Source organism: Streptococcus pseudopneumoniae, from assembly GCF_001076775.1.
Lineage (GTDB): Bacteria > Bacillota > Bacilli > Lactobacillales > Streptococcaceae > Streptococcus > Streptococcus pseudopneumoniae_G.
The window spans coordinates 160716-181740 of sequence record NZ_JVGV01000022.1; the positions used below are offsets into that span (position 1 = coordinate 160716).

The following is a 21025-nucleotide window of genomic DNA, read 5'->3' on the forward strand; positions in this document are numbered from 1 at the left end:
CTTGATTTACAAGTGAACACATCAGTGAATTTGTTGAAGACTTTCAAAAGATTTTTTTGCAAATTCCGTAATTTACTTGAATCTTCCCTAAAAAGGTAGTATAATAAATCTATAGAAAACGCTTACAGAATTAGGAGGGTGTATGGATAAGAATAATGCTTTAAAAACCTTTATGACAGGTGAAAATTTTCACCTCCAGCACTATCTGGGAGCTCATAGGGAAGAAAAAAATGGTGAGTATGGCTACACTTTTCGTGTGTGGGCACCTAATGCTCAGGCTGTACACTTGGTAGGGGATTTCACCAATTGGATTGAAAATCAAATTCCAATGGAACGGAACGAATTTGGAGTCTGGGAAGTCTTTACCAGTCTTGCTTACGAAGGCCAAATTTATAAGTATCATATCACACGTGCAAATGGTCATCAGCTTATGAAGATTGATCCTTTGGCTGTACGGTATGAGGCACGACCTGGTACTGGGGCTATTTTAACAGAAATTCCAGAGAAAAAATGGAAAGATGGACTTTGGTTAGCTCGTAGAAAACGCTTGAGCTTTGAAGAGCGTCCCGTCAATATTTACGAAGCTCATGCTGGCTCTTGGAAGAGAAATCCTGATGGTAGTCCTTTTAGTTTTGCTCAATTGAAAGATGAACTCATTCCTTACTTGGTCGAGATGAACTATACTCACATTGAGTTTATGCCCTTGATGTCTCATCCTCTTGGATTGAGTTGGGGTTACCAGCTTATGGGTTACTTTGCTTTAGAGCATGCCTATGGTCGCCCTGAGGAATTTCAAGATTTTGTTGAGGAGTGTCACTTAAACAATATTGGGGTTATTGTGGACTGGGTACCTGGTCACTTCACTATTAATGATGATGCCTTGGCCTATTATGATGGAACACCGACTTTTGAATATCAAGACCATAATAAGGCTCATAACTACGGTTGGGGAGCTCTCAATTTTGACCTTGGAAAGAATGAAGTCCAGTCCTTCTTGATTTCTAGTATTAAGTTTTGGATTGACTTTTACCATTTGGACGGTATTCGTGTGGATGCAGTGAGCAATATACTCTATCTAGATTACGATGATGCCCCATGGACGCCTAATAAAGATGGGGGCAATCTCAACTACGAAGGCTATTATTTCTTAAAACGTTTGAATGATGTCATTAAACAAGCTCATCCAGACGTTATGATGATAGCTGAGGAAAGTTCATCAGCTACTCAGATTACTGACACCAAGGATTCAGATGGTCTTGGCTTTGACTACAAATGGAATATGGGTTGGATGAATGATATCCTACGATTCTACGAAGAAGACCCAATTTACCGTAAGTATGACTTTAATTTAGTGACTTTCAGTTTTATGTATGTCTTCAAGGAGAATTATCTCCTACCATTCTCACATGACGAAGTGGTTCATGGCAAGAAGAGTATGATGCACAAGATGTGGGGAGATCGTTATAATCAATTCGCAGGCTTGCGTAATCTCTACACTTACCAAATTTGTCACCCTGGTAAGAAATTGCTCTTCATGGGTAGTGAATATGGGCAATTCCTAGAATGGAAATCTGAAGAACAGTTGGAATGGTCTAACCTAGAAGATCCAATGAATGCTAAGATGAAGTATTTCACTTCTCAGCTAAACCAGTTTTACAAAGACCACCGCTGTCTGTGGGAAATTGATACCAGCTATGATGGTATTGAAATCATCGATGCGGATAATAGAGACCAGAGTGTTCTTTCCTTCATCCGTAAGGGTAAGAAGGATGATATGTTAGTCTGTATCTTTAATATGGCACCTGTTGAACGAAAAGATTTTACAATCGGACTTCCTGTTGCAGGGATTTACGAAGAAGTCTGGAATACTGAGTTAGAAGAGTGGGGAGGCGTTTGGAAAGAACATAATCAAACTGTTCAAACGCAAGAAGGACTATGGAAAGATTATGAGCAGACCTTGACCTTTACCCTACCGGCTATGGGAGCAAGTGTTTGGAAAATCAAACGTCGATTGAAACCTACTAAAACCGTCACAAGTAAAAACCAAAAAGGAGTAGAAAATGAAGAATGAAATGTTAGCTTTGATTCTTGCTGGTGGGCAAGGAACTCGTCTCGGTAAACTCACTCAAAGCATTGCAAAACCAGCTGTGCAATTTGGTGGGCGCTACCGTATCATTGACTTTGCTCTTTCAAACTGTGCCAACTCAGGCATCAACAATGTTGGAGTCATTACACAGTACCAACCACTTGCTCTCAACAACCATATTGGTAATGGTTCAAGCTGGGGACTAGACGGTATCAATTCTGGTGTCTCTATTCTTCAACCTTATTCTGCAAGTGAAGGAAATCGTTGGTTTGAGGGGACTAGCCACGCTATTTACCAAAATATTGATTATATCGACAGTGTCAATCCTGAGTATGTCTTGATTCTATCTGGGGACCATATCTACAAAATGGATTATGATGATATGCTCCAGTCTCACAAAGATAATAATGCCAGCTTGACAGTAGCGGTTTTAGACGTCCCTCTTAAAGAAGCTAGTCGTTTTGGTATTATGAACACAGATGCCAATAACCGCATTGTTGAATTTGAAGAAAAACCAGCTCAACCTAAATCTACAAAAGCTTCTATGGGAATTTACATTTTTGATTGGCAACGTCTGCGCAATATGCTTGTTACTGCTGAAAAGAGCAATGTCGATATGTCAGACTTCGGTAAGAATGTCATTCCAAATTACCTTGAGTCAGGTGAAAGTGTCTATGCATATGAGTTTAATGGCTACTGGAAAGATGTTGGTACTATTGAGTCACTTTGGGAAGCTAACATGGAATATATTTCACCAGAAAATGCCTTGGATAGCCGTAACCGTCAATGGAAGATTTACTCAAGAAACTTAATTTCACCACCAAACTTCCTTGGGGCAAATGCTCATGTGGAAGATTCCTTGGTTGTCGATGGCTGTTTCGTAGATGGAACTGTTAAACATTCTATCCTCTCAACAGGTGCGCAAGTTCGCGAAGGGGCAGAAGTAGTAGATTCAGTTATCATGAGTGGTGCAATTGTCGGTCAGGGAGCTAAAATCAAACGTGCCATTATTGGTGAAGGTGCAGTTATTTCTGATGGTGTCGAAATTGATGGAACAGAAGAAGTACAAGTTGTAGGATATGATGAAGTAGTGGGGGTAGCAACAGATGAAGATTGATAAATATTCTGCCATTTTAGGAAACACAGTTGGTTTTCATGATATGTCAACACTGACAGACCACCGTCCAGTAGCTAGTTTGCCATTTGGTGGTAAATATCGCTTGATTGACTTCCCGCTTTCAAGTCTTGCTAATGCTGGTGTCCGTAGTATTTTTGGTATTTTCCAACAAGACAATATCAGCTCAGTCTTTGACCATATCCGTTCAGGACGTGAGTGGGGCTTGTCAACTCTTCTTAGCCACTATTATCTAGGTATTTACAATACTCGTGTGGAAAGTAGTACAGTTGGAAAAGAATACTACCAACAACTTCTTACTTACTTGAAACGTTCTGGCTCAAACCAAACAGTTTCACTCAACTGTGATGTTTTGATTAATATTGATTTGAACCAAGTTTTCCATCTACATAGTACAACAAAAGGGCCTATCACTGTAGTTTATAAAAAACTAGCTAAGAAAGACATTTCAGAAGTAAACGCAATCTTGGAAGTGGATGAAACAGACCATGTTCGTTCTCATAAACTCTTTGATAGTAAATCATCAGATGAAGTTTACAATATGTCGACAGATATCTTTGTCGTTGATACCCCTTGGTTGATTGAACGCTTAGAAGAAGAGGCTAAGAAAGAACATCCAGAGAAGTTGCGCTATGTTTTACGGGATTTGGCTGCAAAAGAAGGGGCTTTTGCCTACGAGTACACAGGCTACCTAGCCAACATTCATTCTGTAGAGTCTTATTATAAAGCGAATATCGATATGCTTGAATCGCAAAAGTTCTATTCTCTCTTCTCACCAAACCAAAAGATTTATACAAAGGTCAAAAACGAAGAGCCAACTTACTATGCCAATACATCTAAGGTAAGCACTTCTCAGTTTGCCTCTGGTAGTATCATTGAAGGTCAAGTGGCTAATTCTGTTTTATCACGTAATATTCATGTCCATAAGGATAGCTTGGTTAAAGATAGCATCTTATTCCCTCGTGTTGTTATTGGAGAAGGTGCTCAGGTAGAATATGCTATCTTGGACAAGGGTGTTGAAGTTGCGGATGGAGTTGTGATCCGTGGAACTGCAGAACATCCAGTCGTCGTTAAGAAAGGTGCTAAAGTAACAGAGGATATTCATTCATGAAAATTTTATTTGTAGCAGCTGAGGGTGCACCCTTTTCAAAAACAGGTGGTTTGGGAGACGTCATTGGCGCTCTTCCTAAATCACTGGTAAAAGCGGGACATGAAGTTGCAGTAATTTTACCCTACTATGACATGGTAGAGGCTAAATTTGGAAATCAGATTGAAGATGTGCTTCATTTTGAGGTTAGTGTTGGTTGGCGCAGACAGTACTGTGGGATTAAGAAAACAGTCTTAAATGGTGTGACCTTCTACTTCATTGACAACCAATATTATTTCTTCCGAGGTCATGTTTACGGTGATTTTGATGACGGAGAACGCTTTGCTTTTTTCCAACTGGCTGCCATTGAGGCTATGGAAAGGATTGACTTTATTCCTGATCTTCTCCATGTTCATGACTACCATACAGCTATGATTCCTTTCTTGTTGAAGGAAAAATACCGTTGGATTCAAGCCTATGAGGGCATTAAAACTGTTTTAACCATTCATAATTTGGAATTCCAAGGACAATTTTCAGAAGGAATGTTATGGGATTTGTTTGGAGTTGGCTTTGAGCGTTATGCTGATGGTACCCTTCGCTGGAATAACTGTCTGAACTGGATGAAGGCTGGTATTCTCTATGCGGATCGTGTTTCAACCGTTTCGCCTAGCTATGCTCATGAAATTATGACTAGTCAGTTTGGATGTAACTTGGATCAGATTCTTCGAATGGAGTCTGGTAAGGTCTCTGGTATCGTAAATGGGATTGATGCTGACCTTTATAATCCTCAGACGGATGCCCTTTTAGACTATCATTTTAATCAGGAAGATTTGTCTGGGAAGGCCCAGAATAAGGCAAAATTGCAAGAAAGAGTTGGCTTACCCGTTAGGACTGATGTTCTACTGGTGGGAATTGTTTCTCGTTTGACACGTCAAAAAGGTTTTGATGTGGTGGTGGAAAGTTTGCACCATATCTTGCAAAATGATATTCAGATTGTTCTTTTGGGAACTGGAGATCCAGCCTTTGAAGGAGCTTTCTCATGGTTTGCTCAAATCTACCCAGACAAGCTATCAGCAAATATCACTTTTGATGTCAAACTAGCTCAAGAAATCTACGCTGCTTGTGACCTCTTCCTTATGCCAAGTCGTTTTGAACCATGTGGTTTGTCTCAAATGATGGCTATGCGTTACGGAACCTTGCCATTGGTCCATGAAGTTGGTGGGTTGCGAGATACCGTTAAAGCCTTTAATCCAATTGAAGGAAGCGGTACTGGCTTTAGCTTTGACAATCTATCTCCTTACTGGTTGAATTGGACTTTCCAAACAGCTTTGGACTTGTATAGAAACCATCCTGATGTTTGGAGAAGTCTACAAAAACAAGCTATGGAGTGTGATTTCTCATGGGATACAGCCTGCAAGTCATACCTTGACTTGTACCATAGTTTAGTTAATTAATAGATAAAATCGTATGATGATTTCATACGATTTTTGGGCTATTTAGAGAGGAGGAGTGATGTCTCAAGTAAAAGGATTGTGTGTTATGGATGTTGATGGAACCTTAATCCTAGAAGAAGTAATTGATCTTTTGGGTAGAGAGGCAGGTCGTGAGGAAGAAATTTCGCAGATTACAAGTCGGGCAATGAGAGGAGAGTTGAACTTTGAAAGTAGTTTAAGAAAAAGAGTTTCCTTCTTGGAAGGCCTTCCTGTCTCTGTATTTGATAAAGCTTTCGACTCTATTCATCTATCGCCAAATGCACAGATATTTATCTCTATTCTCCAAAAGAACGGAATCCTAGTTGGTCTGGTGTCTGGGGGCTTTACACCAATAGTTGCGAGATTAGCAAAATTCCTTAGTATTTCCTATTTCTCTGCCAACCAACTTGAAGATAAAGACGGCCATCTAACAGGAAAATTGATTGGAGAAATTATCAGTCCAGAGGTTAAAAAAGAGACTCTAGAACAATGGAGAGAGGAACTAAAACTTTCTAAAGAAAGAACAGTCGCAATCGGTGATGGAGCCAATGATTTATTGATGTTGAAGTCGGCGGGACTTGGAATCGCATTTTGTGCCAAAGAAGTACTCAAAAAAGAAATACCGAATCATGTTGACAAGAGGGATTTTTTAGAAGTACTTCCTTTGATTGACTGTTTAGAATGAGGGAAAATATGAAGATTGTAATTGCACCGGATTCGTTTAAGGAAAGCTTGACAGCTCAACAGGTAGCTGAAGCAATAAAAAGAGGCTTCCAACAATCGATAGCAGATGTAGAATGTCTCCTCTGCCCTGTTGGTGATGGGGGAGAAGGTACTGTTGATGCTATTCGACATTCTATTGACCTAGAAGAAAATTGGATCCAAGTGACAGGCCCTTTTGGACAAAAAGAAGCCATGCGCTATTTTCAAAAAGAACAACTGGCACTATTTGAAGTTGCTGATTTGGTTGGCCTTGGAAAGATTCCGCTAGAGAAACGAGATCCACTGAAAATCCAAACTTGTGGTATTGGAGAATTGATTCGCCACCTCATTAGTCAAGGGATTAAAGATATCTATATCGGTGTTGGTGGTACGGCCAGTAATGACGGAGGAATTGGAATCGCTGCTGGTTTAGGTTATCGATTTTATGATAGGGATGGAAATGTCTTACCGGCTTGCGGTCAATCCTTACTAAAATTAGCTTCTGTTTCAATAGAAAATCGCTATGAAATTCCAGAAGATGTTCAAATTCGTATTTTAGCAGATGTCGTGAGTCCCTTATGTGGTCATCAAGGTGCGACTTATACTTTTGGTAAGCAAAAAGGCCTACATCCTACTATGTTTGCAGTCGTAGATCAGGCAATCCAAGATTTTTATAAAAAAGTTTCACCTGCAACATTGCAAATTAAAGGAGCAGGAGCTGGTGGAGGCATTGCTGGCGGTTTGTGTGCCTTTGCTCAGGCAAATATCGTATCAGGAATTGATACCTGCTTGAACTTAATCAACTTTGATAAGAAAGTTTTACATGCTGACTTGGTTGTTGTAGGAGAAGGAAGACTAGATTGTCAAAGCTTTGCTGGGAAAGCGCCTATAGGCGTAGCAAAAAGAACCCCTGTCGGAGTTCCTGTTATTGCTATTTGCGGTAGTCTTGCTGAAGATTTACCTCCCTTACCATTTGAAAATATCCAAGCAGCCTTTTCTATTTTGGAGAAAAGTGAACCTTTAGAAGATAGTTTGAAAAATGCCAGTCTCTATCTGGAACGCACGGCAGCCAATATCGGGCACTTATTAAATATGCGCATGATTTAGCCAAACCATTTCTTCCATAAGGATGCTTTGGATGGTTCTTCCTCTTTAACTTCCCAAAGTTTTGCAAAAGCAAGTCGAAGGTCCTTTTCTTCTACTTGTACTGGTGCATTGCTATGGATAATCAGGCCAAAAGGAGAAGAAGTATGCTCTTCAGATACAATGGTAGCTTGACTATCAGTTTCTTTAGCTTCTTTTAAGTAGAAAACTTGCTTGTCAAATTCGATAGTTGGTGAAATCTTCACAAATAGTGGTTCTGCTTTTTGCTGAAGGTTTTCTAAAATAGATAAAAAGCCTTTTTCTAACTGAGGGCTATTTGCTGTGTCAATATCTGCATATCCAAGAACTCTTTCCTCAAAAGTGCCAAGATAGCGTCTTTGCTCATCTGGATTTAATTTTGAGCCACCATGAGCTTTTTCAAGTAATTGTTTTGATAAATCTGTCATGAAAACAGTATATCATAAAAGTTAGAATAAAACAGACAAAAGAAAGCGATTACTTTATAAAGTTAAGGAAAATTTGCACAAAGATAACGTTTTTTCTTGAAAAAGGAGGGCTTTTAAGGTATTATAGAGGTGTAAAAAATTTAACTCATAAGGAGAGTAAAAAATGTCAATTATTACTGATGTTTACGCTCGCGAAGTCCTAGACTCACGCGGTAACCCAACACTTGAAGTAGAAGTTTACACTGAATCAGGTGCTTTCGGACGTGGTATGGTTCCATCAGGAGCTTCTACTGGTGAACACGAAGCAGTTGAACTTCGCGACGGTGACAAATCTCGTTACGGTGGTCTTGGTACACAAAAAGCTGTTGACAACGTAAACAACATCATTGCTGAAGCAATCATCGGCTACGATGTACGTGATCAACAAGCTATCGACCGTGCTATGATCGCTCTTGACGGTACTCCTAACAAAGGTAAATTGGGTGCAAACGCAATCCTTGGTGTGTCTATCGCTGTAGCTCGTGCTGCTGCTGACTACCTTGAAATCCCACTTTACAGCTACCTTGGTGGATTCAATACTAAAGTTCTTCCAACTCCAATGATGAACATCATCAATGGTGGTTCTCACTCTGACGCTCCAATCGCTTTCCAAGAGTTCATGATCTTGCCAGTTGGTGCGCCAACATTTAAAGAAGCTCTTCGTTACGGTGCTGAAATCTTCCACGCTCTTAAGAAAATCCTTAAATCACGTGGTTTGGAAACTGCCGTAGGTGACGAAGGTGGATTTGCTCCTCGTTTCGAAGGAACTGAAGACGGTGTTGAAACTATCCTTGCTGCGATCGAAGCTGCTGGATACGTTCCAGGTAAAGATGTATTTATCGGATTTGACTGTGCTTCATCAGAATTCTACGATAAAGAACGTAAAGTTTACGACTACACTAAATTTGAAGGTGAAGGTGCTGCTGTTCGTACATCTGCAGAACAAATCGACTACCTTGAAGAATTGGTTAACAAATACCCAATCATCACTATCGAAGATGGTATGGATGAAAACGACTGGGATGGTTGGAAAGCTCTTACTGAACGTCTTGGTAAGAAAGTTCAACTTGTTGGTGACGACTTCTTCGTAACAAACACTGACTACCTTGCACGTGGTATCCAAGAAGGTGCTGCTAACTCAATCCTTATCAAAGTTAACCAAATCGGTACTCTTACTGAAACTTTTGAAGCTATCGAAATGGCTAAAGAAGCTGGTTACACTGCCGTTGTATCACACCGTTCAGGTGAAACTGAAGATTCAACAATCGCTGACATCGCAGTTGCAACTAATGCAGGACAAATCAAGACTGGTTCACTTTCACGTACAGACCGTATCGCTAAATACAACCAATTGCTTCGCATCGAAGACCAACTTGGTGAAGTAGCTGAATACCGTGGATTGAAATCATTCTACAACCTTAAAAAATAAAATAGTTCAGTGAACTATTTTATCCCGAACCTTGAAATTCAAAAGTTCGGCCGTTGATTTAACAACGTTTCTAGCCCCTCGGATTTTATCCGAAGGGCTATTTTTGTATTTAGGGGGCAAAAAGGCGTAAAACATTTCAAGACAGCTCATTTACTAATAAATCCGATTCAGCTAATATAATTGAAAATGATGGAAAAAAGGGTGAATTTATGATATACTTTAACGTAGGACCTTTTTAGAAATTTTGAAAGAGTATTAAAAATTTAAAATGAGAAAAATTGTTATCAATGGTGGATTGCCCTTGCAAGGTGAAATCACTATTAGCGGTGCTAAAAATAGCGTTGTGGCCTTAATTCCAGCTATTATTTTGGCTGATGATGTGGTGACTTTGGATTGTGTTCCAGATATTTCCGATGTTGCTAGTCTTGTCGAAATCATGGAGTTAATGGGTGCTACCGTTAAGCGTTATGACGATGTGTTAGAGATTGATCCACGAGGTGTTCAAAATATTCCAATGCCTTATGGGAAAATCAACAGTCTTCGTGCATCTTATTATTTTTATGGAAGTCTTTTAGGTCGCTTTGGGGAAGCTACAGTTGGTTTGCCTGGTGGATGTGATTTGGGACCACGTCCTATTGACTTACACCTAAAGGCTTTTGAAGCAATGGGAGCTACTGTTAGCTACGAGGGAGATAACATGAAGTTATCTGCTAAAGATGTGGGACTTCATGGTGCAAGTATTTACATGGATACGGTTAGTGTCGGTGCGACGATTAATACGATGATTGCTGCGGTTAAAGCAAATGGGCGTACTATTATTGAAAATGCAGCCCGTGAGCCTGAGATTATTGATGTTGCCACTCTCTTGAATAATATGGGTGCCCATATCCGTGGGGCAGGAACTAATATTATCACTATTGATGGTGTTGAAAGATTACACGGAACTCGCCACCAGGTGATTCCAGACCGTATTGAAGCAGGAACATATATTTCCTTAGCTGCTGCAGTCGGTAAGGGAATTCGTATCAACAATGTATTATACGAACACTTAGAAGGATTCATCGCTAAGTTGGAAGAGATGGGTGTGAGAATGACTGTATCTGAAGACAGTATTTTTGTCGAAGAACAGTCTAATTTGAAAGCAATCAATATTAAGACAGCACCTTATCCTGGTTTTGCTACTGACTTGCAACAACCAATTACTCCACTCTTGTTAACAGCAGAGGGGCGTGGTACCATTATTGATACCATTTATGAAAAACGAGTAAACCATGTTTTTGAACTAGCAAAGATGGACGCAGATATTACGACTACAAACGACCATATTTTATATACTGGTGGACGTGGTTTGCGTGGTGCAAATGTAAAAGCTACTGACCTTAGAGCTGGGGCCGCACTTGTCATTGCTGGTTTAATGGCTGAAGGCAAAACTGAAATTACAAATATTGAGTTCATCTTACGTGGTTATTCAGATATTATTGAAAAATTACGTAATCTAGGAGCAGATATTACACTTGTTGAAGAATAAACCGTAGGGGTGTTTATGAATATTTGGACCAAATTAGCAATGTTTTCTTTTTTTGAAACGGATCGCTTGTATTTGCGTCCTTTCTTTTTTAGTGATAGTCAAGACTTCCATGAGATAGCTTCAAATCCAGAAAATTTACAATTCATTTTTCCAAGTCAAGCTAGTTTGGAAGAAAGTCAATATGCATTAGCGAATTACTTTATGAAGTCCCCTTTGGGAGTGTGGGCAATTTGTGACCAGAAAAATCAACAAATGATTGGTTCTATTAAATTTGAGAAGTTAGATGAAATCAAAAAAGAAGCTGAGCTTGGCTATTTTTTGAGAAAAGATGCTTGGTCGCAAGGATTTATGACAGAGGTTGTTAGAAAAATTTGTCAGCTTTCTTTTGAGGAATTTGGTTTAAAACAACTATCCATCATTACCCACCTTGAAAATGAAGCTAGTCAACGGGTTGCTCTTAAGTCTGGATTTCGTTTGTTCCGTCAGTTTAAAGGAAGTGATCGCTATACAAGAAAAATGCGAGATTATCTTGAGTTTCGCTTTGTAAAGGGAGAAATTAATGAGTAAACACCAAGAAATTCTAAGTTATTTGGAAGAATTACCTGTTGGTAAAAGAGTCAGTGTTCGAAGCATTTCCAACCATCTAGGAGTCAGTGATGGAACGGCCTATCGGGCCATTAAAGAAGCTGAAAACCGTGGAATTGTAGAGACTCGCCCAAGAAGTGGTACTATCCGTGTTAAATCTCAGAAAGTTGCTATAGAGAGATTAACTTTTGCTGAAATTGCTGAAGTGACTTCTTCTGAGGTTCTGGCTGGACAAGACGGTTTAGAGAGAGAATTTAGTAAGTTTTCAATCGGTGCCATGACTGAGCAAAATATTTTATCTTACCTTCATGATGGGGGACTCTTGATTGTTGGTGACCGGACTCGTATTCAATTATTAGCGCTGGAAAATGAAAATGCAGTTCTGGTTACAGGTGGATTTCAGGTTCATGATGATGTGCTTAAACTGGCCAATCAAAAAGGAATTCCTGTTTTAAGAAGCAAACATGACACTTTCACTGTCGCGACCATGATCAATAAAGCCCTTTCAAATGTACAAATCAAGACTGATATTCTGACAGTTGAGAAACTTTATCGTCCGAGTCATGAGTATGGTTTTCTGAGAGAGACTGACACTGTTAAAGATTATTTGGACTTGGTGCGTAAGAATCGTAGCAGCCGTTTCCCAGTTATCAATCAACATCAGGTTGTTGTTGGGGTTGTTACCATGAGAGACGCTGGTGATAAGTCACCAAGCACCACAATTGACAAGGTCATGTCTCGTAGTCTATTTTTGGTTGGATTATCGACAAATATTGCCAATGTCAGTCAACGGATGATTGCTGAAGACTTTGAAATGGTACCGGTTGTTCGAAATAATCAAACCTTGCTTGGGGTTGTAACCAGACGAGATGTCATGGAGAAGATGAGTCGTTCCCAAGTTTCTGCTCTACCTACTTTTTCTGAACAGATTGGTCAAAAACTTTCTTATCACCATGATGAAGTAGTTATTACAGTGGAACCCTTTATGCTAGAGAAGAACGGTGTTTTGGCTAATGGTGTATTGGCAGAGATACTGACTCATATGACCCAAGATTTAGTTGTGAATAGTGGGCGCAATCTCATCATCGAGCAGATGCTAATCTACTTTTTGCAGGCTGTTCAGATAGATGATACACTGCGCATTCAAGCACGCATTATCCACCATACTAGACGGTCAGCTATTATTGATTACGATATTTATCATGGTCATCAGATTGTTTCAAAAGCAAATGTAACCGTTAAAATTAATTAGAAACTAGGAGAAAAAATGATAACATTAAAATCAGCTCGTGAAATCGAAGCTATGGATAAGGCAGGTGATTTTCTAGCAAGTATTCATATCGGCTTGCGTGATTTGATTAAGCCTGGCGTAGATATGTGGGAAGTTGAAGAGTATGTTCGCCGTCGTTGTAAGGAAGAAAATTTCCTTCCGCTTCAGATTGGAGTTGACGGTGCCATGATGGACTATCCTTATGCTACCTGTTGCTCTCTTAATGATGAAGTGGCTCATGCTTTCCCTCGTCACTATATCTTGAAAGATGGTGATTTGCTCAAAGTTGATATGGTTTTGGGAGGCCCAATTGCTAAATCCGACCTGAATGTCTCAAAATTAAACTTCAACAATGTTGAACAAATGAAAAAATACACTCAGAGCTATTCTGGTGGTCTTGCAGACTCATGTTGGGCTTATGCTGTTGGTACACCGTCCGAAGAAGTGAAAAACTTGATGGATGTAACTAAAGAAGCTATGTACAAGGGGATTGAGCAAGCTGTTGTTGGAAACCGTATCGGTGATATTGGAGCAGCGATTCAAGAATACGCTGAAAGTCGTGGTTACGGTGTAGTGCGTGATTTGGTTGGTCATGGTGTTGGCCCAACCATGCACGAAGAACCAATGGTTCCTAACTATGGTATTGCAGGTCGAGGACTCCGTCTTCGTGAAGGAATGGTCTTGACTATTGAACCAATGATCAATACAGGTGATTGGGAAATTGATACAGATATGAAGACCGGTTGGGCGCATAAAACCATTGACGGTGGACTGTCATGCCAATATGAACACCAATTTGTGATTACGAAAGATGGACCTGTTATCTTGACTAGTCAAGGTGAAGAAGGAACTTATTAATAAAAAGTGAAAAGGCTGCTGGAAGTTGATTTTGAAAATAATCCAGTAGATCTTTTCATATTAAATAAACGCATTGTATCATGTTTTTAAGTGCCTGATATAATGCGTTTTTCTGGTTTTAAAATTCTTACCTCAATATCTTGTACATTATTATCATTTCAAAAAATGAATTTTCTACACTGTTACACTTCAGGTAAAAAATATGTTTCAGATTTTCTATAAAAACCACAAAGATATTGGCAAACTATCTGATAAAGAATTATTTCGTGTTGCCAACAAGGCTGCGATGAAGGATTTATTGCCTATCGTGGTTATGAGGTTTAATGAATCTTTAAAGATTGCTTTAGAGCCTTATCATTCGGAATTGTTTTTACATATTTTGAACTCTACTGAACGTGAAAGAAAGTAAAACCGAGAGGGTGTAGAGGAATTATATCTTCTTGATTTTAGTAGTCAATTCGATACTCTCACGACAGAAGATTTAAAGGATTACTTTGATGGAGAAATTATCATTGTTTCACGTTATTATTGTAGATTCTAAAAGAAATCAATTCAGTACATTACCTCTTTTTATTCTTTTTCAAAGGTAAATCCTTCTCCAAGGATTTCGTGAGCTTCTGTAATAGTTATAAAGGCTTGAGGATCGATTCGATGAATCATTTCCTTCATTTTCACAATTTCATTTCTTCCGACAATACAGTAAATGATTTTTAAATCTTCTCGACTATAATAACCTTGACCTGAGATGAAAGTAACGCCTCTACCTAGGTCATCATTAATCGCCTTAGCAAGTTGGTCAGGACGTTTTGTAATAATCATAAATCCTTTACCTGCATAGCCACCTTCGCCGATCAAATCAATAACACGAGAAACGATAAAATCAAATAAGAGCGTGTAGGTAACTAATCTCAGATCCTTAAAGATTAGGAGAATAAGCATGAGAATACAAAAATCTAAGATAAAAAGCAGTTTTCCCATAGATATATGAGTGTATTTATTGATAATACGAGCTACAATATCAGTTCCACCAGTTGTCCCACCAGCATTGAAGATAATTCCGAGCCCAATTCCCAATAGAATCCCAGCTATAAGGGCTGTGATCAGTAAATCACCTTGAAGATCAATATGAAGGGGAATACGCTCAAAAAAAGCCAACCAGGCGGACAAGGCTAAGGTTCCTAGTAAACTAGAATAGAGAGATTTTGCTCCAAAAATCTTCCAAGCTAGGATGAAAAGAGGAATATTAATCAGCAAGTTCATGAGCGAAACAGGGATTTTAAAAAGATAAAAGGTGATGAGGGTAATACCTGTCGCCCCTCCTTCAAAGAGATGATGGGGAACTACAAAATAAGTCAGACCAAAAGCATAAATAGCAGCACCTAGTAAAATGGTTAAAATGGGGTAAATTTTTTTAATCATAGGAACCTCTTTTCTTATAAGTAGATTATATCAAATTTTTAAGGAAAATTTGAATGACTCCATTAGGATTTTTAATCTTTTTTTGATATAATTAAAAGTAAGAAAACCAATCTGAATCCTAAAATAGAAAGATTGATACTATGACAAAAATTAAGATTGTAACCGATTCATCTGTTACTATTGAACCTGAACTAGTAAAACAATTAGATATCACTGTTGTTCCGTTATCTGTAATGATTGATAATGTTGTTTATTCTGATGCGGATTTGAAAGAAGAAGGTAAATTTCTTCAGTTGATGCAAGCAAGTAAGAACCTCCCGAAAACAAGCCAGCCCCCTGTAGGTGTCTTCGCTGAAGTTTTTGAAGACCTATGCAAGGATGGTAGCCAGATTCTTGCTATTCATATGTCCCATGCTCTTTCTGGTACTGTAGAAGCAGCGCGACAGGGTGCTAGTTTATCTACTGCCGACGTGACAGTTATTGATAGTTCCTTCACTGACCAAGCCCTGAAATTCCAGGTTGTTGAGGCTGCGAAGTTAGCACAAGAAGGAAAAGATATGGAGGCAATTTTATCTCATGTAGAAGAGGTTAAAAACCACACAGAACTCTATATTGGTGTTTCGACTTTGGAAAATCTTGTTAAAGGTGGACGAATTGGCCGTGTAACTGGATTGTTGAGCTCACTTCTCAATATACGTGTTGTCATGCAGATGAAAGACCATGAATTGCAGCCAATCGTTAAAGGTCGTGGAGCTAAAACTTTTAAAAAATGGTTGGATGAGCTGACAGGTTCGTTAACTGAACGTTCTGTAGCAGAAATTGGAATTTCATATTCTGGAAGTGCTAATTGGGCCAAAGAGATGAAAGAAAGCTTACAAGCTTATGTTGAAAAGCCAATTTCAGTTTTGGAAACGGGCTCTATTATTCAAACTCACACGGGTGAGAACGCTTGGGCTATTTTAGTACGTTACTACTCTTAAAAAAATAAATAAAATGGGAAGAAATAGCGTTTTTAACTTGACCTAAAAGGGATTTTAGGATATGATTATAATTGTTAATTAGAAATTAAATTGGAGGAATCATTAACATGGCAAACAAACAAGATTTGATCGCTAAAGTAGCAGAAGCTACAGAATTGACTAAGAAAGACTCAGCAGCAGCAGTTGAAGCTGTATTCTCAGCAGTAGCTGACTACCTTGCAGCTGGTGAAAAAGTTCAATTGATCGGTTTTGGTAACTTTGAAGTTCGTGAGCGTGCTGCACGTAAAGGTCGCAACCCACAAACTGGTAAAGAAATCACAATTGCAGCTTCTAAAGTACCAGCATTCAAAGCTGGTAAAGCTCTTAAAGACGCTGTTAAATAATCAGCCTTTAAAAAGCCTATTGTATCAAGTTTTTGAGCTTGGTCAATAGGCTTTTTTGTGTATAGAGGGCAAAAAAGGGGCAGAATCTGAATGAACTAGTACCGGAACAAATATTTCAAATACTGCCTAATTCAAATTGCGTAGCAGAAATCATACAAATGAAATTGATTATAGTAAAATAGGATATGAATTATTAAGAAAGTTGGTTCTTTATTGGAAACGATAGTATTTTCAATCTCCGTTTTTTTAGCAGGGATCTTGTCCTTCTTTTCCCCTTGTATATTCCCTCTGTTACCTGTTTATACTGGAATTTTGCTGGATGATCAGGAAAGCGCAAAAAGCTTTTCTTTATTTGGGAGAAAGGTTGCCTGGTCAGGTCTGATTCGAACTCTTTGCTTTATCGCAGGCATTTCACTCATTTTCTTTATCTTAGGATTTGGTGCTGGTTACTTTGGTAATATTCTCTATGCCAATTGGTTTCGCTATACCATGGGTACGATTATCATCATCTTAGGTTTACACCAGATGGAAATTTTTCATTTTAAGAAATTAGAGATTCAAAAAAGTTTTACTTTTAAGAAATCAGCACCCAATCGTTATTGGTCAGCCTTTTTACTCGGTATTACCTTTAGCTTTGGTTGGACGCCTTGTATTGGTCCAGTTTTAAGTTCTGTTTTAGCGCTTGCCGCTTCTGGAGGTAATGGTGCTTGGCAAGGAGCGATCTATACCTTAATTTACACTCTGGGGATGGCCATTCCTTTCTTGGTTTTGGCTCTAGCTTCTGGTGTAGTTATGCCATATTTTAGTAAAATTAAACGTCATATGATGCTACTGAAGAAAATTGGTGGCTTCCTTATTATTTTAATGGGAGTTTTATTACTATTAGGACAAGTAAATGTTCTAGCTGGAATTTTTGAATAAAGGAGAAAAAGATGAAAAAAGTAATGTTTGCTGGCTTAAGCCTCTTGTCATTAGTCGTATTGATAGCCTGTGGTGAGGAAGAGACTAAAAAGACTAAAGCACCAGAACAATCCCCAAAACAACAGCAACAAACGACTGTACAACAAATTGCTGTTGGGAAAGAGGCGCCAGATTTTACCTTGCAATCAATGGATGGCAAAGAAGTGAAGTTATCTGATTATAAGGGTAAAAAGGTTTATTTGAAGTTTTGGGCTTCATGGTGTGGTCCATGTAAAAAAAGTATGCCAGAGTTGATGGAATTAGCTGCAAAACCAGATCGTGATTTTGAAATTCTTAGTGTCGTTGCGCCAGGTCTTCAAGGGGAAAAAACAGTAGAAGAATTTCCAAAATGGTTCCAGGAACAAGGATATAAAGATATACCAGTTCTCTACGATACCAAGGGCAGTACTTTCCAAGCTTATCAAATTCGAAGCATTCCTACAGAATATTTGATTGACAGTCAAGGAAAGATTGGGAAGATTCAATTTGGTGTTATCAGCAATGCGGATGCAGAAGCAGCCTTTAAAGAAATGAACTAGAATAGATAAAAATCTGATTACAAGAGAGTAGTCAGATTTTTTTAGAAAATTATTTTATAAATATTCACAAATATCCTATATTTATGGTAAAATAGAATCATCATTTTATTTTGGAGTCAAAGATGAATATATTTAGAACAAAGAATGTTAGTTTGGATAAAACGGAGATGCACAGGCATTTGAAGTTATGGGATTTGATTTTGTTAGGTATCGGAGCCATGGTAGGGACGGGTGTCTTTACTATAACAGGTACTGCAGCCGCAACTCTAGCGGGTCCAGCGCTAGTGATTTCAATCGTCATTTCTGCCTTGTGTGTGGGATTATCAGCCCTCTTTTTTGCAGAATTTGCTTCACGAGTACCCGCTACAGGTGGTGCCTATAGCTATCTCTATGCCATCTTAGGAGAATTCCCAGCCTGGTTGGCAGGTTGGTTAACCATGATGGAGTTCATGACAGCCATATCGGGTGTGGCTTCTGGTTGGGCAGCGTATTTTAAAGGGCTTCTCTCTCAATACGGGATAGCCCTTCCTCAGGCTTTAAATGGTACCTTTAATCCTCAAGCAGGGACGTTTGTTGATTTATTACCTATTCTTGTCTTGGTCTTGGTGACCTCGCTTGTTCTACTTAATGCGAAAGCCGCCTTACGCTTTAATTCAATTCTAGTTATTTTGAAATTTTCTGCTTTAGCTCTCTTTGTTTTAGTAGGAATCTGGCATATCAAGCTTGATAACTGGAGTAATTTTGCTCCCTATGGTTTTGGACAAATCTATGGTGCCAGTACTGGTATTATGGCTGGTGCGTCCTTGATGTTCTTTGGTTTTTTGGGCTTTGAATCCATCTCTATGGCTGTAGATGAGGTCAAGACTCCTCAAAAAAATATTCCTAGAGGGATTGTCTTATCGCTTTCTATCGTAACCATTCTTTATGCCTTGGTGACGCTTGTTTTGACTGGTGTGGTTCACTATAGTCATCTAAATGTCGACGATGCCGTTGCCTTTGCCCTTCGTAGCGTTGGGATTAGTTGGGCAGCTAATTATGTGTCATTAGTGGCTATCTTAACCTTGATTACGGTTTGTATCTCAATGACTTATGCCCTATCTCGTATGATTTACAGTTTAGCGCGTGACGGATTGATGCCTGCTGCCTTTAAAGAACTGACCAAAACAAGCAAGGTACCAAAAAATGCTACTATCTTGACAGGTCTAGCTTCAGCAGTAGCAGCAGGAATGTTCCCTCTTGCTAGTATCGCAGCCTTCTTAAATATTTGTACCTTGTCTTATCTGATCATGTTGGCTTATGGTTTGATTCGCTTACGGAGAGAAAAGGGGATGCCCAAAGCTGGAGAATTTAAAACACCACTGGTACCATTATTACCAATTTTATCAATCATCATTTGTTTGTCCTTCATGTTGCAGTATAATATGGAAACTTGGGTTGCTTTCTTAGTTGCTTTGTTGATAGGAAGTCTTATTTACTTTACTTATGGTTATAAGCATTCTACCATAGAAGAATAATACTCTTCGAAAATCTCTTCAAACCACGTCAGCTTCGCCTTGCCGTATGTATGGTTACTGACTTCGTCAGTTTCATCTACAACCTCAAAGCAGTGCTTTGAGCAGCCTGCGGCTAGCTTCCTAATTTGCTCTTTGATTTTCATTGAGTATATAAAGTGAGAATCTGTTGAGTTATTGAAACTCAGCAGATTTTTTTAGTGCATAGGGGTTGACATTGTAGACCAACTGGTCTATAATGTCAAAAAAGCTTAGGAGCAGTAGGATGAAAAAAGAGTTGAAAACCCAGCTAACTCGGGAGCGCATCATTGAAGCGGCCCTAATCGAGTTTTCTCAAAAGGGCTATAAGGCCTTCGGCATCAATGAACTCTGCAAAAATCACAAGATTTCAAAGGGGATTCTTTACCATAACTTTTCTGGCAAGACGGAGCTCTATCTGGCCTGCGTCCGTGAGAGCTTTCAGAAGGCTGTGTCCATCATCCGTGGGGAGTCAGGTGACATTCCCAGCCTAGCAGACTATATGGAACGTCGTCATCGTTTTTCCAAGGATTTTCCTCACCACAGCCATGTCTTCTTTGAGGTTTGGATGACAGCTCCAGCAGAAATTGCTGAGGAAGTGGCACAGGAAAAGGCTGTTTTTGAGGACTTGAATCGTCAGGTTTCAGAAAAATTACTGTCTGAGTCAACCCTCAAAGATTATATCAGCCAAGAAGCGGCCCTATACTATCTGACCTTTATCCAGCAACTCTTTCGGAGTTATTATCTGGGGCCAGCGGATCTCAAGGAACCAGCAGTTTGGCCAGCCAATATGAAAATGACCTCAAAAAGGTCCTTCATCTCATGATTTATGGCATTTTAAAGGATGAAAAGTGAAAAGGAGTGATTCATGATTAGAAGTCCAGTATGAGGCCTGTCCTCGAAATCAACACAAAAATAAATAAAAAAACAATAAATATTAGGAGAGTTATTATGTCTAAAAAATTATCATGGTTGTCTATCGTAGCGGGTGTTTTATCCATTCTTGCAGGTTTTTATCTGATGGCCAATCCAGCCCTCAGCCTTCTGTCCTTTGCCATCTTGTTTGCCCTCATTTTCATGGTCAACGGTATTTCTGATATCATCAAATACTTCTCAGCTGATGAGAAAAGCGGTTGGGACCTCTTCACCGGTGTGATGACGGTTCTCTTGGCTATCTGGCTCTTCTCAGGGACCTTCTTTGAAAAAGTGACCTTCATTCCCTTCATCTTTGCTTTCTGGGCCCTCTTTACAGGTGTTTCCAAGACGATTATGAGTTTTGAAGTCAAAAAAGTGGACAAGAAGTTGGGCAGCACCCTTCTTTGGACGGGTATTTTGGGGATTATCGCAGGGATCATCATGATGGGTCACCCACTCATGACAGGCGTGATTGTGACCTATACCGTGGCCTTTGTCTTTATCTACCAAGGGATTGCGGCTATCGTTCTCTATTTCAAATCTAAAAAAGCATAAGTTA

20 protein-coding genes and 1 pseudogene are annotated in these 21025 nt (G+C 39.2%); 19 read left to right on the forward strand and 2 right to left on the reverse strand.

Annotated features, from left to right (window positions below):
• Positions 1-142: 142 nt before the first annotated feature.
• The 6 genes from glgB to ADJ60_RS06845 are packed head-to-tail and all read left to right on the forward strand — an operon-like array spanning position 143 to position 7589.
• Positions 143-2071: a 1,4-alpha-glucan branching protein GlgB gene (gene glgB, locus ADJ60_RS06820; RefSeq protein WP_049544246.1), complete on the forward strand. Its 1929-nt coding sequence runs from the start codon at positions 143-145 to the stop codon at positions 2069-2071.
• On the forward strand, positions 2061-3203 hold the full coding sequence (locus ADJ60_RS06825; protein WP_049491443.1) for a glucose-1-phosphate adenylyltransferase: 1143 nt from the start codon (positions 2061-2063) through the stop codon (positions 3201-3203). Before glgB ends, ADJ60_RS06825 begins: the two co-directional genes overlap by 11 nt.
• Positions 3193-4332 (forward strand): glucose-1-phosphate adenylyltransferase subunit GlgD, encoded by a 1140-nt coding sequence (gene glgD / locus ADJ60_RS06830; protein ID WP_049544248.1) that lies wholly within the window; start codon positions 3193-3195, stop codon positions 4330-4332. Before ADJ60_RS06825 ends, glgD begins: the two co-directional genes overlap by 11 nt.
• A complete protein-coding gene (glgA, locus tag ADJ60_RS06835; protein WP_049544250.1) occupies positions 4329-5762 on the forward strand; it encodes a glycogen synthase GlgA in 1434 nt (477 codons plus the stop codon). The genes glgD and glgA overlap by 4 nt, the downstream gene beginning before the upstream one ends.
• Positions 5763-5820: 58 nt before the next feature.
• The gene (gene serB, locus ADJ60_RS06840; protein ID WP_049544253.1) at positions 5821-6465 is read left to right on the forward strand and encodes a phosphoserine phosphatase SerB; all 645 of its coding nucleotides are present in this window, start codon (positions 5821-5823) and stop codon (positions 6463-6465) included.
• 8 nt (positions 6466-6473) lie between these two features.
• Positions 6474-7589, forward strand: a complete 1116-nt coding sequence (locus ADJ60_RS06845; protein WP_049544257.1) for a glycerate kinase — start codon at positions 6474-6476, stop codon at positions 7587-7589.
• On the opposite strand, the gene ADJ60_RS06850 is transcribed toward ADJ60_RS06845, so the two are convergent.
• The gene (locus ADJ60_RS06850) at positions 7586-8032 is read right to left on the reverse strand and encodes a DUF1694 domain-containing protein (RefSeq protein WP_049544259.1); all 447 of its coding nucleotides are present in this window, start codon (positions 8030-8032) and stop codon (positions 7586-7588) included. The two genes, ADJ60_RS06845 and ADJ60_RS06850, sit on opposite strands and share 4 nt — an antisense overlap.
• Positions 8033-8195: 163 nt before the next feature.
• On the opposite strand from ADJ60_RS06850, the gene eno reads away from it, so the two are divergent.
• The 6 genes and pseudogenes from eno to ADJ60_RS11125 form a co-directional block, all read left to right on the forward strand.
• Positions 8196-9500: a surface-displayed alpha-enolase gene (eno, locus tag ADJ60_RS06855; protein ID WP_000022813.1), complete on the forward strand. Its 1305-nt coding sequence runs from the start codon at positions 8196-8198 to the stop codon at positions 9498-9500.
• 268 nt (positions 9501-9768) lie between these two features.
• A complete protein-coding gene (locus ADJ60_RS06860) occupies positions 9769-11028 on the forward strand; it encodes a UDP-N-acetylglucosamine 1-carboxyvinyltransferase (RefSeq protein WP_045611736.1) in 1260 nt (419 codons plus the stop codon).
• A 15-nt stretch (positions 11029-11043) separates the two neighbouring features.
• Positions 11044-11595 carry a GNAT family N-acetyltransferase gene (locus tag ADJ60_RS06865; protein WP_049544261.1) on the forward strand — a complete coding sequence of 184 codons (552 nt, stop codon included), beginning with the start codon at positions 11044-11046 and terminating at the stop codon, positions 11593-11595.
• Positions 11588-12865 (forward strand): CBS-HotDog domain-containing transcription factor SpxR, encoded by a 1278-nt coding sequence (gene spxR / locus ADJ60_RS06870; protein WP_049544263.1) that lies wholly within the window; start codon positions 11588-11590, stop codon positions 12863-12865. Before ADJ60_RS06865 ends, spxR begins: the two co-directional genes overlap by 8 nt.
• Positions 12866-12880: 15 nt before the next feature.
• Positions 12881-13741, forward strand: a complete 861-nt coding sequence (locus ADJ60_RS06875) for a methionyl aminopeptidase (RefSeq protein WP_000631543.1) — start codon at positions 12881-12883, stop codon at positions 13739-13741.
• A gap of 202 nt (positions 13742-13943) precedes the next feature.
• Positions 13944-14258 (forward strand): annotated as a pseudogene (locus tag ADJ60_RS11125) (bifunctional riboflavin kinase/FAD synthetase); the annotation flags it as partial.
• 53 nt (positions 14259-14311) lie between these two features.
• Here ADJ60_RS11125 and ADJ60_RS06885 read toward each other — a convergent pair.
• Positions 14312-15160: a YitT family protein gene (locus ADJ60_RS06885; RefSeq protein WP_000592065.1), complete on the reverse strand. Its 849-nt coding sequence runs from the start codon at positions 15158-15160 to the stop codon at positions 14312-14314.
• A 140-nt stretch (positions 15161-15300) separates the two neighbouring features.
• Between ADJ60_RS06885 and ADJ60_RS06890 the strand changes: the two genes are divergently transcribed.
• From ADJ60_RS06890 to ADJ60_RS06925, 7 genes are all read left to right on the forward strand, one after another.
• Positions 15301-16140, forward strand: a complete 840-nt coding sequence (locus tag ADJ60_RS06890; protein WP_049544268.1) for a DegV family protein — start codon at positions 15301-15303, stop codon at positions 16138-16140.
• A 107-nt stretch (positions 16141-16247) separates the two neighbouring features.
• The gene (locus tag ADJ60_RS06895; protein WP_001284642.1) at positions 16248-16523 is read left to right on the forward strand and encodes an HU family DNA-binding protein; all 276 of its coding nucleotides are present in this window, start codon (positions 16248-16250) and stop codon (positions 16521-16523) included.
• A gap of 213 nt (positions 16524-16736) precedes the next feature.
• Complete coding sequence (gene ccdA2, locus ADJ60_RS06900) at positions 16737-17444, forward strand: thiol-disulfide oxidoreductase-associated membrane protein CcdA2 (protein ID WP_049544270.1); 708 nt, start codon at positions 16737-16739, stop codon at positions 17442-17444.
• A gap of 11 nt (positions 17445-17455) precedes the next feature.
• Complete coding sequence (gene sdbB / locus ADJ60_RS06905) at positions 17456-18022, forward strand: thiol-disulfide oxidoreductase-associated lipoprotein SdbB (RefSeq protein WP_049544272.1); 567 nt, start codon at positions 17456-17458, stop codon at positions 18020-18022.
• Positions 18023-18144: 122 nt separating this feature from the next.
• Complete coding sequence (locus tag ADJ60_RS06910) at positions 18145-19536, forward strand: APC family permease (RefSeq protein ID WP_049544274.1); 1392 nt, start codon at positions 18145-18147, stop codon at positions 19534-19536.
• Between the two features lie 262 nt (positions 19537-19798).
• The gene (locus ADJ60_RS06920) at positions 19799-20377 is read left to right on the forward strand and encodes a TetR/AcrR family transcriptional regulator (protein WP_230315858.1); all 579 of its coding nucleotides are present in this window, start codon (positions 19799-19801) and stop codon (positions 20375-20377) included.
• Positions 20378-20502: 125 nt separating this feature from the next.
• The gene (locus tag ADJ60_RS06925) at positions 20503-21021 is read left to right on the forward strand and encodes an HdeD family acid-resistance protein (RefSeq protein WP_031365518.1); all 519 of its coding nucleotides are present in this window, start codon (positions 20503-20505) and stop codon (positions 21019-21021) included.
• The last annotated feature ends 4 nt before the right edge of the window (positions 21022-21025 follow it).